The 14,404-nt window shown below is 64.9% G+C and carries 12 protein-coding genes; 7 read left to right on the top strand and 5 right to left on the bottom strand.

Annotated features, from left to right (window positions below):
• Positions 1–2,173: DUF7926 domain-containing protein (locus BKH33_RS10580; RefSeq protein ID WP_076142735.1), on the bottom strand; the 2,173-nt coding region annotated here is incomplete at its 3' end.
• A gap of 374 nt (positions 2,174–2,547) precedes the next feature.
• Between BKH33_RS10580 and BKH33_RS10575 the strand changes: the two genes are divergently transcribed.
• Together BKH33_RS10575 and BKH33_RS10570 are read left to right on the top strand one after the other, a co-directional pair.
• Entirely contained in the window at positions 2,548–3,255 is a 708-nt protein-coding gene (locus BKH33_RS10575) for a nucleoside/nucleotide kinase family protein (RefSeq protein ID WP_003783629.1), read from the top strand.
• Between the two features lie 32 nt (positions 3,256–3,287).
• Entirely contained in the window at positions 3,288–3,428 is a 141-nt protein-coding gene (locus BKH33_RS10570; RefSeq protein WP_003783790.1) for a hypothetical protein, read from the top strand.
• An 827-nt stretch (positions 3,429–4,255) separates the two neighbouring features.
• Here the strand turns inward: BKH33_RS10570 and nrdE are convergent.
• The 3 genes from nrdE to nrdH are packed head-to-tail and all read right to left on the bottom strand — an operon-like array spanning position 4,256 to position 7,069.
• Entirely contained in the window at positions 4,256–6,412 is a 2,157-nt protein-coding gene (gene nrdE / locus BKH33_RS10560; protein ID WP_003783539.1) for a class 1b ribonucleoside-diphosphate reductase subunit alpha, read from the bottom strand.
• Entirely contained in the window at positions 6,397–6,807 is a 411-nt protein-coding gene (gene nrdI, locus BKH33_RS10555; RefSeq protein ID WP_003783687.1) for a class Ib ribonucleoside-diphosphate reductase assembly flavoprotein NrdI, read from the bottom strand. Before nrdI ends, nrdE begins: the two co-directional genes overlap by 16 nt.
• Positions 6,808–6,823: 16 nt before the next feature.
• A complete protein-coding gene (nrdH, locus tag BKH33_RS10550) occupies positions 6,824–7,069 on the bottom strand; it encodes a glutaredoxin-like protein NrdH (protein ID WP_003788409.1) in 246 nt (81 codons plus the stop codon).
• Positions 7,070–7,773: 704 nt separating this feature from the next.
• On the opposite strand from nrdH, the gene BKH33_RS10545 reads away from it, so the two are divergent.
• The 5 genes from BKH33_RS10545 (at position 7,774) to BKH33_RS10525 (ending at position 13,476) form a co-directional block, all read left to right on the top strand.
• Entirely contained in the window at positions 7,774–8,652 is an 879-nt protein-coding gene (locus BKH33_RS10545) for a DUF4956 domain-containing protein (protein WP_003783706.1), read from the top strand.
• A 129-nt stretch (positions 8,653–8,781) separates the two neighbouring features.
• Positions 8,782–9,603 (top strand): polyphosphate polymerase domain-containing protein, encoded by an 822-nt coding sequence (locus BKH33_RS10540; RefSeq protein WP_003783754.1) that lies wholly within the window; start codon positions 8,782–8,784, stop codon positions 9,601–9,603.
• Between the two features lie 285 nt (positions 9,604–9,888).
• On the top strand, positions 9,889–10,704 hold the full coding sequence (locus BKH33_RS10535) for a DUF4956 domain-containing protein (protein ID WP_003783595.1): 816 nt from the start codon (positions 9,889–9,891) through the stop codon (positions 10,702–10,704).
• Positions 10,705–10,727: 23 nt separating this feature from the next.
• A complete protein-coding gene (locus BKH33_RS10530; RefSeq protein ID WP_003783756.1) occupies positions 10,728–11,660 on the top strand; it encodes a polyphosphate polymerase domain-containing protein in 933 nt (310 codons plus the stop codon).
• A 61-nt stretch (positions 11,661–11,721) separates the two neighbouring features.
• Positions 11,722–13,476 (top strand): carbohydrate-binding domain-containing protein, encoded by a 1,755-nt coding sequence (locus BKH33_RS10525; RefSeq protein ID WP_003783593.1) that lies wholly within the window; start codon positions 11,722–11,724, stop codon positions 13,474–13,476.
• A 63-nt stretch (positions 13,477–13,539) separates the two neighbouring features.
• On the opposite strand, the gene BKH33_RS13725 is transcribed toward BKH33_RS10525, so the two are convergent.
• Positions 13,540–14,307 (bottom strand): hypothetical protein, encoded by a 768-nt coding sequence (locus BKH33_RS13725; protein WP_003783664.1) that lies wholly within the window; start codon positions 14,305–14,307, stop codon positions 13,540–13,542.
• Positions 14,308–14,404: the final 97 nt, after the last annotated feature.

Here is a 14,404-nt window from a genome sequence, read left to right as displayed (position 1 = left end):
TCGGCGTGGGCTCGGGCGTGGGAGACGGTGAGGGCTCCGGCTTAGGCTCAGGGGTGTAGGCGTTCGTGAAGGTCACGAGCACCGCCTGCTCCTTCTCACTGATGGTCACCGTCTGGGAGGCGGGCGCCTCCAGGGTGTACCCCTTGACCGCGGCGGACTGTGCGTCCTCCTCGATGGTGCACTTGGTGCCCACGGGAAGCTCGGGTCCGGAGGTCACCGATCCGTCAGCCTTGACCTTCAGCGTGCCCTTCACGTTGTTGTCGCAGGTGTAGGAGAAGGCGAACTCATTGTCCACCGACTCGAGACCGGTGACGACCTTGGTCACCGAGAAGGTGCCCATGTCACGGGCGTACGTGTTGGTCATCGTCACCGCGGCCGTCTGATCCTTGGTGATCGTCACGGTCTGCGCTGCCGGGGCGGTCAGCGTGTAGCCGTTCTGACCGGCCTTGGCGCTGTCCTCGGTGATGGTGCAGGTCGATCCGGCCTTGACCTTCTTGGACTTCTCCGAGGTCGCGGCTCCGGTCACCGTCAGCGACCCCTCGGTGCCGTCGGTGCAGGTGTAGGTGAACTCGAAGGTCGACTTGCTGAAGTCGCCGTCGCCGGCCAGAGCCTTGGTGACCGTGAAGTCACCCTCCTCCACAGCGGCGGGGTCGGCGGAGTTGCGCAGCGTCACGGCCGTGGACTTCTGGTCCTCGACGGTCAGGCTGTTGGTGTTCTGGTCGCCTACCGTGAAAGTGTGGCTGCCCCAGACGACGCCAGCGGGAGTGGCCGAGGCCGTCGTCGTGTCCTCGTCGAGGGTCAGGACCGTCCCAACCGGGAAGGTGCCGTTGTACACGGCCTTCTCACCGACGGTGACGGTCATGGAGGTGTCGCCACCAGTGTGGGTCTGGTTGACGGTCCCCGGAGCCTTCCACCCCGGGTAGGTGTCCACGGTGGCACCGCCGGGCAGGGTGTAGTTGATGCCCACCTGGAAGGTGGTGCCGGCCGGCACCTTGGCGGTCTCGGACCCGGTGAGGAGCTTGGTGATGTCCAGTCCACCGAATCCGGGCTTCATCTCAACGTTGATGGTGAAGGACTTGGTGTAGTGCACCGAGTAGGAGTGCTCCAGACCGCTCCCCACCACAGAGGCCTTGTTCGTGTACTCCACACCGGCCTGAACAACGCCGTCGGCCGTGGTCGGGGTGGAGGAGTAGTAGATGTGGTAGTTGGTCTGAGGTGCGAAGGGGCCGGTCACGGCGATGGTGGCGGTGTTGCCTTGGATGGTGACGTCGAGGTCGAAGTCGCCCTGGCTGACGTCCTTATCGGCACCGCTGGCGTCGGTGACCTGGCCATAGAAGTTGTTCCTCCCCTGGGCGGCGCCGATGCTCAGCTTCCAGTCGCTCTTAGTCGGGACGTAGACCTGCCCGGGGCCGAGCTCGTCGGAGAAGGTGATGGTCGAGCGGGTCCTGCCGTCCACGGTCAGCGACTGGCCGTTCTTCTCAAGCGCCTCCTTGACCTGGTCAGGCCCGAAGGTCACTTCCCAGTCCACCTTCTTGGAGGTGCTGGTGACATCGGCCGCCCACTTGCTCATCCACTGCGGCTTGTACTCAAGTCCGACATTCTCAGCAATCTTGCCGCCGGGCACAGGCACCTCGGTCTGCTTGCCGTTGGCATCGATTGTCACATTGGCCGAGTCGCTGGCCTGAGAAGCCAGCACCAGAGCCGTTCCATTGCCCTGCAGGCCGGTGAAGCCCTGGCCGATGATGGTGTCGAGAGTGCTGTTGAAGGTGCAGGTGATGGCGCGGTCGTCCATCACGCACTCACCGATGGTGTGCTCAGCGCCCTGGTGGGAGACCTTCATCGGCTCGGAGAGGCGCTCCCGGTTGCGGAGCTGCTCGGGCAGCTGGATCTGAAAGGAGTCGCCGCTTCTGGCGCTGGCGTTGCGAGCATCCCAGGCGAACTTCAGCTTGAGGATGTCATCGACCTTGACCGAAGTGTTGTCCGGTTCCTCGACACCGTTGGCGTTGGAGACCACAAGCGACAGGCCGGAGACGGTGATCGACGGGTTATTGGCGGCTCGGGCCTGCGTGGGCAGGACCGTCAGGAGCGTGGCGACGAGCGCGACCAGTGCGACAAGAGCACCTACCGCGCGCCCAGGAGTGCCAAGCACCCTGGGGATAGGGATGGCGGACACGGGCGACCTTTCGAGAGAATTCTGAGAAGAGGCTTACAATTGCCTGAATTTAGATTCCTCGAGGGCGAGGGTCAGTGGCGCAGGTCTCATCTGCAGTCACAACTTTGCGGCCATCGGATCTCAACCTGCTAAAGCGCACAACCCTGCCCAAACTCTCCGCACGGCCGTCAGGGGTCTCCATCCCGGCGCAACAACGACATACATGACCGCCGCATAGCCCACCTGTGCAAGGCCATGGGCAAGCCGGCGTCCTTCTGTCCCTTTTTCCCTACGTCACCGCATCCACTCCCTGACGCTCGGTCTTCAAGGCATCACAATGGATACAGATACCGCATCTGCTCCTCAGTCAGATAGTTGACTGAGATAATAGTTCCATGAGCCCCACGGTTCGGGTGGGCGAATTCTCCACCCTTATCAGCAACCTCGTCGACCAGCTCACGCAGCGGTTGGCGGCCGACGACGCACCAGAACGCCTCCTCGTCGGGCTCGTCGGGGCACCCGGTTCGGGGAAGTCGACGATCGCCGCAGACCTGGAAGGCCGGCTCAAGGAGGCCGACCTCTTCGCCGGGCTCGTCGCCATGGACGGCTTCCACCTGTCCAACGCCGTCCTCGACGAGCTGGACCGCCATCACCGCAAGGGCGCCCCGGACACCTTCGACGTCGAAGGCTACCTGGCAGCCCTGGACCGGGTGCGAGCCGACGGCGCCCATCAGGTCTTCGTCCCGGTCTATCGGCGCGACCTGCACGAGTCGGTGTCGGCTGGGGGCGTCGTCTCCGGAACCGGCGTCGTCGTCACCGAGGGCAACTACCTTGCGCTCGAGACACGCGGCTGGGGTGCAGTACGAGAGCGGATCGACCTCCTCATCCACATCGATGTGCCTGAGGAGGAACTCGTGGTGCGGCTTATCAACCGGCATGAGGACTTCGGCAGAAACGCCCTCGACGCCGGTCACTGGGTACGCACAGTGGACCTGCCCAACGCCCGCCTCATCGCCACAAGCGTCCACCGCTGCGATGAGGTATGGCGCGAGCCCGAGGACGAGCCCGACTCCGACGACGGCGCCGACGACGAGCTCGAATAGCGCCTCGGCACCTCTGCACCAGCGTCCGCGCAGTGACAACCTTCTGGCACACGATCACCGGCTCCCTGCTGGCGATGTACTGGCGCCTGCGCGGGTTCCCGGCCGGGGAGGACCCGCACGCCACCGTGCGCGAGCTGCGTCGTCGTGCCGAGGAGTCTTCAGCCATCAGGTGAGCCGTTGCCATCAGGCGGACACCTGCGCGATCCGGCCCAGAGTGAGCGCCCCGACACCGGCCGGCTATCCGCCTCGCGGCCGATCCTCACGTCGCACATCGTCTTGTCCATCCTTTCCCAGGGGCCAACGCAAGGTCATGATCGATAGCGATCAGCGTTCCGACCGGCACCGCTCCAGCACGACGAGGAACAACGGTGCACGCTCAAGGCCCTCGACCGACACCACCTCGTACCGTCGGCGCGAACCGCGTTGACGAGTCATGACGCCATCACTGGCCCAATGGTCCGTAGCGGAGCTTGTCGCGGGTGCTGCCGCCACCATCTCCAGGTGCCTGCTCCACGAGGGTCGGGTGGTACTGACCAAGGGCTGTCCGTACTGCACGAGACTCCGACCCCCATGGATTACACCCGCACCTCCCCCAGTAGCACCCACGCCTCGTGCACTACATGCCGGGCGCACCAGGGCGACCACGCCCCCGGATCGCGTGGCGTCCACACCACCTACTGACGCACCCCTAAAATGGCGATGCCACCGCGTTACGGCGCGGAGTGGAAGGAAGCGCCGGCGCACCCGTGTCGTCATGTGGGCCCGGCGCTTGCGCTGTAACCGCCACCTCTCCGGTCACCGGGTAGACTCAAACCGCTCAGGGCAGTAGCCCTGCGAAGTGGACCCGGCAGCCTTCCGGACGGTGGGCGAGCCGGGTTTTGCGCACCAACGGAGCGGCTCGCGCACGTAGCTCTCCATCCAGCACGACGTCGGGGCCGGTTGGGCTCATATCCTCCCGGCCCCGACGTCGGTTACTGGCCGGCAGCCAACGGTCGCAGGCTCACAGCATGCAGGAGACGCAGCCCTCCACCTCGGTACCGGTCAGGGCGGCCTGACGCAGGCGGATGTAGTAGAGGGTCTTGATGCCCTTGCGCCACGCGTAGATCTGGGCGCGGTTGACATCGCGGGTGGTGGCCGTGTCCGGGAAGAACAGCGTGAGGCTCAGCCCCTGGTCCACGTGCTGGGTGGCCGCGGCGTAGGTGTCGATGATCTTCTCGGGGCCGATCTCGTAGGCGTCCTGGTAGTACTCCAGGTTGTCATTCGTCATGAAGGGCGCCGGGTAGTAGACGCGGCCGATCTTGCCCTCCTTGCGGATCTCCACCTTGGCCACGATCGGGTGGATCGAGGACGTTGAGTTGTTGATGTAGGAGATAGAGCCGGTGGGCGGCACGGCCTGCAGGTTGCGGTTGTACAGGCCGCCCTCCTTGATCTTGGCGGCCAGCTCGGCCCAGTCCTCACGGGTGGGCACGTGCACGCTGGAGGCGGCGAAGATCTCTTTGACGCGCTCGGTGACCGGCACGAAGTCCTGGGTCACGTACTTCTCGAAGAACTCGCCGGAGGCGTAGGTCGAGTCCTCGAAACCCACGAAGCTCTCATCGCGCTCCACGGCCAGCTCGTTCGACGCCGTCAGGGCGGCGAACAGGACGCTGGCGAAGTAGACGTTGGTGAAGTCCAGGCCCTCCTCGGAGCCGTAGTGGATGCGCTCGCGCGCCAGGAAGCCGTGGAGGTTCATTTGCCCCAGACCAATGGCGTGCGACTCGTGGTTGCCGCGGTCGATGGAGGGAACGCTGGGCAGGTGGGTCTGGTCGCTGACAGCGGTCAGGCCGCGCACGGCGGTGCGGATCGTGCGGGCGAAGTCCGGGGAGTCCATCGTCTTGGCGATGTTGAGGCTGCCCAGGTTGCAGGAGATGTCCTTGCCCACGTGGGCGAAGGTGAGGTCCTCGTTGAGCTCGCTGGGCTCGGAGACCTGAAGGATCTCGGAGCACAGGTTGGACATAACAACCTTGCCCTTGATGGGGTTGGCCCTATTGACCGTGTCCTCGAACATGACGTACGGGTAGCCGGACTCGAACTGGATCTCTGCCAGGGTCTGGAAGAAGGTGCGGGCGTTGATCTTCTTCTTCTTGATGCGCCCGTCGTCCACCATCTCGCGGTACTTCTCGGTGACGTTGATGTCCGCGAACGGCATGCCGTAGACGCGCTCGACGTCGTAGGGGCTGAAGAGGTACATGTCCTCGTTGTTGCGGGCCAGCTCGAAGGTGATGTCTGGGATAACGACGCCCAGCGAGAGGGTCTTGATACGGATCTTCTCGTCGGCGTTCTCGCGCTTGGTGTCCAGGAAACGCATGATGTCGGGGTGGTGGGCGTGCAGGTACACGGCCCCAGCACCCTGACGGGCCCCGAGCTGGTTGGCGTAGGAGAAGGAGTCCTCCAGCAGCTTCATGACGGGAATGACGCCGCTGGACTGGTTCTCGATGCGCTTGATGGGAGCGCCCATCTCCCGCAGGTTGCTCAGCAGGAGGGCCACTCCCCCACCGCGCTTGGACAGCTGGAGGGCGGAGTTGATGCCGCGGGCGATCGACTCCATATTGTCCTCGATGCGCACCAGGAAGCAGGAAACGGGCTCGCCGCGCTGGGCCTTGCCCTCGTTGAGGAAGGTGGGGGTGGCTGGCTGGAAGCGGCCGGACATCATCTCGTCGATGAGGTCGAGGGCCAGCTGCTCATCGCCGTCGGCCAAGGTGAGGGCCACCATGGTGACACGGTCCTCGAAGCGCTCCAGGTACCGCTTCCCGTCGAAGGTCTTGAGTGTGTAGGACGTGTAGTACTTGAAGGCGCCCAGGAAGGTCTCGAAGCGGAACTTGTGGGCGTAGGCGGCCTTGAAGGCGGTCTTGACGAACTCCGGGGAGTACTTGTCCAGGATGTGGCCCTCGTAGTAGCCCTCCTCGACCAGGTACTCGAGCTTCTCCTCCAGGTCGTGGAAGAAGACCGTGTTCTGGTTGACGTGCTGAAGGAAGTACTGCCGAGCCGCCTCATGGTCGGCGTCGAACTGGATCTTGCCGTTCGCGTCGTAGAGGTTCAGCTTCGCGTTGAGCGCGTGGTAGTCCAGATCCGGGGAGGACACGGTCTCTGAGCCGGTGTCCGTCAGCGTGTCTGCCAAAAGTCTTCCAATCCTTCTTTGACGCGTGCGACGTCCGTGGGGGTGCCGAGCAGCTCGTAGCGGTACAGGAACGGCACCCCCAGCTTGCTGGCGATGATGTCACCCGCCAGGCAGTAGGCCTGGCCGAAGTTGGTGTTGCCCGAGGCGATGACGCCCCGACACAGGGCCCGGTTGTCCGGGTTGTTGAGGAAGGCGATGACCTGCTTGGGCACCGCCCCCTTGACGGAGCCGCCGCCGTAAGTGGGCACGACCAGGACGTACTCCTCGTCCACGGTCAGCGGCGGGTCCGTCCGCCTTAAGGGGATGCGCGCCGTCGGGAAGCCGAGCTTGCCCACGAATCGGTGCGTGTTCTCCGAGGTGGAGGAGAAGTAGACCAGCAGAGGCCCGCTACTCACGGCGCGCCCCGCGGTCTCAGACCGCGACGGACTCGACGGCGAGCGCGAGGGTCTTGATCTTGTCCGGACGGAAGCCGGACCAGTGGTCCTCTCCGGCGACGACGACAGGGGCCTGGGCGTATCCCAGGGACTTGACCTGCTCGAGGGCCTGAGCGTCCAGGGAAATGTCAACCGTCTCGTAGGACAGACCGGCCTTGTCCATGGCGCGGTAGGTGGCCGTGCACTGAACGCAGTTGGGCTTGCTGTAGATGGTGATCGCCATGGCCGTCTCTTCCTCAGGGTCCGGTGGCGGTGACTGCGGTCCGTCCCCGAGCAGGGACTGAGCCGGCGGCACCACACGCTTGTCATTCGCGGGAGGCCAGAACGGCCCCGCGGAGCAAGACACTACCCCTTGGGGTAGGCCCGGTCCACCACCCCAAGATGCTGTGTCTGACGTGGTCCTGTGCACACCACCCCTCCCTTCTGTGGAAAACGCTCACCGAGTTGTGGACGGCCAGTGGAGAGGGCTGACAGCCACCTTGATGGCGACGCCGCACCCCGGCTCCACGATCCGCAGAACGATGGTCTTACACGGGTGTGACATCTATTCGGAGCCCTTAGCCACAGGGAGACTCGGTGTCCGCCGGCGATCTACCCCCACCCCTGGGGACGGAGAGGAGAAATTCATCTCCTCAGACGTACCCGCTCGGCGTGTCGCCACTCCCAGCAAACCGACAGCCAACAATCAGAACCGGAGATGGTTGAAGATGTTTCTTTCAAGCATCCGCCACCAGCGACATCGCACCTGAGGACACAAGACGCACACACGAACACCTGAGAGGCGGCGGACAGGCGCGGTGAGAGTACGCAGTCTCACACCGAAGGAGAGGCTTCAACTCTAGCAATTTTCGTAAGGGTCGATTTATCGTTACGATATCGTAATAATGCGGTTCCCAGCCCAACTCCCCACTCCAAGGACTCCTCATCATGCAGCAGGTGTTGCAAGAACTACCGCGGACGCTGGCCTACATCGGCGCTGACCTGATCGCCCTCACCATTCTGGTCGGGGCGCTTTACATCCCGCGCCATGGACGTCGTGACCTCGTGGCCGCCTACATCGGCGTCAACGTCGGTGTCCTGGCTGTCACCCTGCTGCTGTCGACGAGTGACAACGTCGGCGCAGGCCTGGGACTGGGGCTCTTCGGCGTTCTGTCCATCATCCGCCTGCGCTCCTCCTCCCTGGCCCAGGGAGAGGTGGCCTACTTCTTCGCGGCCCTGGCTCTCGGCCTGCTCGGTGGTATCGAGAACCACATCATCATCGTGGCCATCCTCATGGCCCTCATCCTCGCCTCACTGTGGGTTGGCGACCACCCCGCCCTCATGCGCCGCAACCGCAACCAGACCGTCACAATCGACCGCGCCATCAGCGACGAGGACGAGCTCGTCAGCGAGCTCGAGGACCTCCTCGGCGCCACGGTGCGCAACGTCGACCTCAAGAGCCTGGACCTGGTCAACGACACCACCATCGTCGAGGTGCACTACCGGCTGCATCGTCGGTCTCGCAAGGCAAAGCCACCAGCACGCCTCGAGGCCGATAACGCGCAACAGATCCCGCAACAGCTTCAGGATGCGACCCCACAGGGCCCTCACCTCATCCAGGACGCTCCGCGTCAGGATCCCGTGCAGGTCCACCCCAACGCGCAGCAGGTCTGGCCCGAGCCCTCCTCGCATGACAGTGCCGCATCAGCGGCCACCGCCCCGCCCCGGTACGACTGGATCACCGGGAACCGGAGTCAGCACGCCTCCCAGCAGCGCGCCCAGTCCACAACCCCGCCGCCACCCATGGTGCACCCCCATTACAACTGAGCACCGGTTCCATCACCTCAGCACCACGACGTCGGCGCCGCACAACCACCGCACCGTCGTCTGACCACCACTGTCCCTCCAGCACCGCCCGCCCCAGATGAAGCCCCCGATCCCGGAAAGGACTGCACCGTGCCGAACACCGACGGCATCGACACGATCACCCTCGCCGAGCTCAACTCCGAAGCCAGCCTCCTGACCCGCATCGACCGCAAGTACCTGGTGCCCCCCGGCGCCACCCAGGAGGTCGTCAACCATCTCGCCCCGCGAGCGCAGGTCCTCCAGATCGACGGCCTGCGCCATTTCCGCTACGCCTCGACCTACTTCGACACCCCCGGTCTGGACGCCTACTTCCTGGCCGCCTACAAGCGTCGTCGGCGCTACAAGATCCGTACCCGCACCTACCTGGACTCCGGCCTGTGCTTCCTGGAGGTCAAGACCAACGGGTCGCGCGAGGCGACCGTCAAGGACCGCTTCAAGTACGATCCCGACGACGCCGACCGCATCACACCCGACGGCCGCCTGTTCGTCATCGAGCGCCTGGTGGAGTCCTCCACCTGCTCCCTGGACGAGGCGAGCACCATCGCCCAGGCCCTCGTTCCGGTCATGGACTCCACCTACAGCCGCACCACCCTGCACCTGCCCCATGACGAGGCCCGAGCCACCTTCGACACCGAACTCACCTGGGACCTGTTCGACCCCGACGGGCGGCGTCTCAAGACGGGCGTGTCAGTGGGCCACCTCAACGTCGTCGAGACGAAGAACCCGTCCACGGCCTCCCCCACGGACCGGCTCCTGTGGCGCCGGGGTCACCGGCCGGCCCGCATCTCGAAGTACGCCACCGGCATGGCGCTGCTGTACGCCAACCTGCCCACCAACCGGTGGAACCGCACCATCAAGCGGGACCTGGGGCGCTACCGGCGTCAGGTCCCGCTGCGCCAGATGGCGGCCTGAACAGCAGCCATCCGCTCACCCACAGTCTCACCCTCTCACCAGCGCCTCCGGACGTCGCGGGCCCCGCCCGCCCCGGAGGCGCTGTTCGTCGCTTCACACCGGCGGCCGACCAAGTCATGCCTCACCCTTGTCGCTTTCACAGCCGGCTCATGGAATGCGCCCCTTGACTGTTATTCACCGGACGGAGCCACGCCGCACGGCGCGCCCAGAACACCTGCTCGGTCTTCAGACGCCCACCTCGGCAGGCCCCACCCCCGGTCCGAATGACCCGACAGGAGCCTCCCGATGAGCCTGACCACCCTGACCTACATCGCTGCCGACCTGATCGCCCTCGCCGTCCTGGTCGGCGCGCTCTACGCCCCCCGCCACTCGCGCAAGGACCTCATGGCGGCCTACATCGGCGTCAACGTCGGTGTCCTGGCAGTCACCCTGCTGCTGTCGACGGCGAGCGTCGCAGCCGGCCTGGGACTGGGGCTCTTCGGCGTCCTGTCCATCATTCGCCTGCGCTCCACCGAGCTGGCCCAGCACGAGGTCGCCTACTTCTTCGCGGCCCTGGCCCTGGGCCTGCTCGGCGGGATCCAGACCGCACCGATCGCGATGGTGGCCGCCCTCATGGGCACCGTCGTCGCCGCCCTGTGGATCGGTGACCACCCCGCCCTCATGCGCCGCAACCGTCACCAGGTGATCGTCCTCGACCACGCCATCACCAACGAGACCGCCCTCGTCGCCCACCTGGAGCGCACTCTGGGCGGGCAGGTCCGCTCGGTCGAGGTCCAGCGCCTCGACCTGGTCAACGACACCACCATCGTCGACGTCCGCTTCCGGGTACCTCGCCAGACTCCCGCCGAGCTGGAGGCCCAAGCCACCCGAGCCTTTCAGGACTCCCGGTTCTCCGACGACGTCGTCCCCGCCTCGAGTCCGGCGACCGAGCCGGTCAGCACGCCTGCTGTCCCAGCCTCCCGGTCCTGGGCCGGAACACGCCTGAGCGCCGTGCAGACCGGCGCCCACGCCGACCAGGCGGACGCCCAGCCCGTCACCATCACTCCGACCGCCCAGTACGTCGCCCGCTCCGCCGGGCAGCAGAGCGTCGCCGCACGCTGAGATCAGAGGACTGCGAGAACGAGATGACACGAACGACTGCCATGCCTCTGAGCACGAATCACCTGACCACGACCACCCTCGCCGAGCTCAACAGCGCCGCCGGCCTGCTGACCCGCGTGGACCGCAAGTACCTGGTTCCGCTGACCTGCGCACAGAACCTCGTGGACGGCCTCGCACCCCACGCCCGGGTCCTGGCCATCGACGAACGGCGCCGCTTCTCCTACACCTCGACCTACTTCGACACTCCGGGGCTGGAGGCCTTCATGCTCGCGGCCCGCAAGCGGCGTCGACGCTTCAAGGTGCGCACCCGCACCTACCTGGACTCCGGCCTGTGCTTCCTGGAGGTCAAGACCTGCGGCGCGCGCGGCTCCACCGTCAAGCGACGCATGGGCTACTACGCCGACGACGCCTCCCGCCTCACCGGACCGGGACGCGCCTTCGTGGCGGCCTGCCTGGCGGGCGCGGGAGTGACCGGGTCGGCGGCGGCGCGTGAGGTCGCAGCAGCACTACGGCCAGTGCTGACGACCACCTACGAGCGCACCACCCTGCACCTGCCACGCGCCGAGGCCCGAGCCACCATCGACACGGCCCTGACCTGGCGGCGCCTGGGTCCGGCAGCCCCCGCGGGGAGCTCCGCCGGGACCATCGTCGGAGTCCCCATGAGCCCGCAGGCGCTGCGCCCGGCCCACCTGGCCGCGGCCATCAACGAGGGCGAGCCGGTGTCGGTGGCGGATATCGCCGTCGTCGAGACGAAGAACCCGGCCACACCATCACCCGCGGACCGCGCCCTGTGGGAGGCCGGATACCGCCCCACCCGCATCTCGAAGTACGCCACCGGCATGGCGCTGCTCCACCCCGAGCTGCCCGCCAACAGGTGGTACCGGACCCTGACCCACGAGCTCGCCGGCCTGTTCGGCACCGACCGCTCCAGCCTCGAGTGCCTCAACGCCGCCTGAGCGCTGCACCCAGACCACCCATGATCCGACACCGGACCCGAGAAGAAGAGGCCCAGAAACCATGAAGACCACCAAGACGATGACGACCAAGCCCCTCAACCGACTCCGCCGTCGCGCGACCGGAGCCGTCGCATTCCTGGCCGCGATCGCCCTGGCGGCCGGCTGCTCGACCTCCTCGGCCTCCAGCAACGCCAGCGCCTCCAGCTCGAGCAAGTCGGACACGACGTGGACGACGATCTCCTCAGCGGTCGCCACGGCGTCGACCGGCGCCAGCGTCTCCGACATCCTGGGCGCCAACGCCTCGGTGGAGGATGCCTCGAGCTCTGAGGACGACGCCGGGACCACAGACACCTCGTCGGCCACCACGATCACGCTGTCGGGCTCCTCGGCCTCGGCCAGCGGGTCGGCGTCGGGCAACGTGAAGGTCGACGGCGGGACTGTCACCATCAGCGGCGGCGGCACCTACGTCATCAGCGGCGAGCTCAACAACGGGCAGATCGTCGTCAACGCTCCCAAGGCCGACGTGCGCCTGGTCCTCAAGGGCGCGAGCATCACGAGCTCGGACGGGCCGGCCATCGACATCCAGGACGCCGGCAACGCGATCGTGGTCCTGGCCAAGGACTCCAAGAACACGCTGACTGACGGCGCGAGCTACGCCTCGGGGCAGGAGGCCACCGCGGCCCTGTTCTCCTCCGACACGCTCACCGTCACCGGGACCGGCCAGCTGGACGTAACCGGCTCCTACAAGGACGGTATCTCCTCCAAGAACGGCCTCATCATCACCGGCAGCACCACCATCAAGGTCAAGGCCGCCGACGACGGCCTGCGCGGCAAGGACTACCTGGTGGTGGAGTCCGGGACGCTGATGGTGGAGGCCGGCGGCGACGCCCTGAAGTCCAGTGAGGGCGACGATGAGACGAAGGGCTTCATCTCCCTGGGCAAGGCGAGCGTCACGCTGACCTCCACCGACGACGCGATCTCGGCGACCACGGACATCACCGTGAAGGACACGACCCTGACGATCACGGCCGGCGGAGGGCAGGCCAACGCCACCGTTGAGGAGCAGGCACCGCCCGGGCAGGAGTCGACGGCGGACTCCTCGACGCCCTCGCCCAAGGGCATCAACGCCGGGGTGAGCTACACGCAGGACTCCGGGACGATCACCGTCAACGCGGCCGACGAGGGGCTGCAGGCGCCGTTCATCAACGTGGCCGGCGGGGAGCTGTCCATCGCGGCCGGCGACGACGGCATCAACGCCTCCAACGGCGACCACGTCATCGAGGGGCACGAGAACGCCGACTCCGAGTCCGACGACGGCTCGGTGCTCACGATCAGCGGCGGCGAGGTGGAGGTCTCCTACGCCTCCTCCGACGGTATCGACTCCAACGGCTCGGCCTACGTCAAGGGTGGGATCGTGGTGGTCTCGGGGCAGGCCGGCGCAATGGACGGCTCGGTGGACGCCAACGGCGAGACCCAGCTCGTGGGGGTGACCGGTTCGCCGTCGGTGAGCGCGGGGGACACGCTGACCGTCACGGATGCTTCCGGGTCCCAGGTGGCCTCGCTCAAGGTGGACTTCACGGCTGAGGCGATCACGGTGCTGGGACTCACGGAGGGCCAGCAGTACACGGTGGCGACGTCGTCTGGCGGCTCGGCCACGGGAACGGCCTCGGCACTGTCGGCCGGGATGGGCGGCCAGATGGGTGGCGGTGGCCAGGGCGGTCAGGGAGGCCAGGGCGGTCAGCCCGGTGGCGGGCAGCAGTCCAGCAACCAGAACAGCAAGTCGAACAGCCAGTCCAGCACCGCTCAGAGCAGCTGACCCGGGCTGGACACCGAATGGGGGCCGCAGCGCAACGCTGCGGCCCCCACCTTTGGACGTCAATCAAGTTCCTATGTTTACCTGACCCAGCCAACTGATCCAAGATCCGATTAAATCGCCAAAACACGAAATAGCCAGCATAACCATAGCGATCAGGCAGGAAATAAACTCCTTCCCACCCTCTTCTTTCGTACTACATTTTACATTATTGTATTTGATTAATATAGCAACCCCAGACCACATTGCGATAAAGACAGAGAACACAACCAAGATAAATACTATCGCAACTGCGTGACCCGCAGAACCCACACTAAACGCAGCAGATGCCCTCTGGGTAAAACTACCCGATCTCACAGCATTCTTAAGCACCAAAAATACATTTGACGTAGTGACACGATGAACCGAAACCCAGAGCAAGACACCGAACAGAAAGTAACCAAGAAGATAAATTCTTTTCACTGAAACATTCCCGATTAAGGAAAAAATCAGCAAAAACAGCATGAAGACGCTGCCCATAGTGGCGGCTCCGGTCAAAATTAAGTCCCCAAAAACCCCCACTCCGACAAGAATACATGCAAGTATCGCAACGGCGGAGATTATAAGAATAAATGCATCGTCATTTGACGAGGTCGCCCTAGAGGGATAGATGTTATAGGTGTTGTACGTCCTATTGTCATGTTTATTTATAGTTGCCACATTCCTATTCCCAGCGATGTAGATCTGATCTCCATCACTTCCTTTATTTTTTCTGGACGGCATCATCGTCGACACAAGAGCGGCAATTACCGCCCCAACAACACCAATAATCGATGCGACAATAGTGTCCGACATGTGCCACACTTCCTTTACAGTGGACGCAACTAATCGCAGATTAACACAACAAATCCTACAGCTCAACTACAATACTTAATAGGGAGGTAACACTCGA

The organism is Actinomyces naeslundii, assembly GCF_001956585.1.
GTDB lineage: Bacteria > Actinomycetota > Actinomycetes > Actinomycetales > Actinomycetaceae > Actinomyces > Actinomyces naeslundii.
Note: the sequence above shows the minus strand (reverse complement) of the source record. Positions and strands in the feature narration are given on the sequence as shown.

Coding starts and splice junctions, on each gene's coding strand:
- BKH33_RS10535 (WP_003783595.1), top strand. CDS start 9,889: ATGAGCCTGACCACCCTGACCTACATCGCTGCCGACCTGATCGCCCTC.
- BKH33_RS13725 (WP_003783664.1), bottom strand. CDS start 14,307: ATGTCGGACACTATTGTCGCATCGATTATTGGTGTTGTTGGGGCGGTA.
- BKH33_RS10525 (WP_003783593.1), top strand. CDS start 11,722: ATGAAGACCACCAAGACGATGACGACCAAGCCCCTCAACCGACTCCGC.
- nrdH (WP_003788409.1), bottom strand. CDS start 7,069: ATGGCGATCACCATCTACAGCAAGCCCAACTGCGTTCAGTGCACGGCC.
- BKH33_RS10530 (WP_003783756.1), top strand. CDS start 10,728: ATGACACGAACGACTGCCATGCCTCTGAGCACGAATCACCTGACCACG.
- BKH33_RS10545 (WP_003783706.1), top strand. CDS start 7,774: ATGCAGCAGGTGTTGCAAGAACTACCGCGGACGCTGGCCTACATCGGC.
- BKH33_RS10575 (WP_003783629.1), top strand. CDS start 2,548: ATGAGCCCCACGGTTCGGGTGGGCGAATTCTCCACCCTTATCAGCAAC.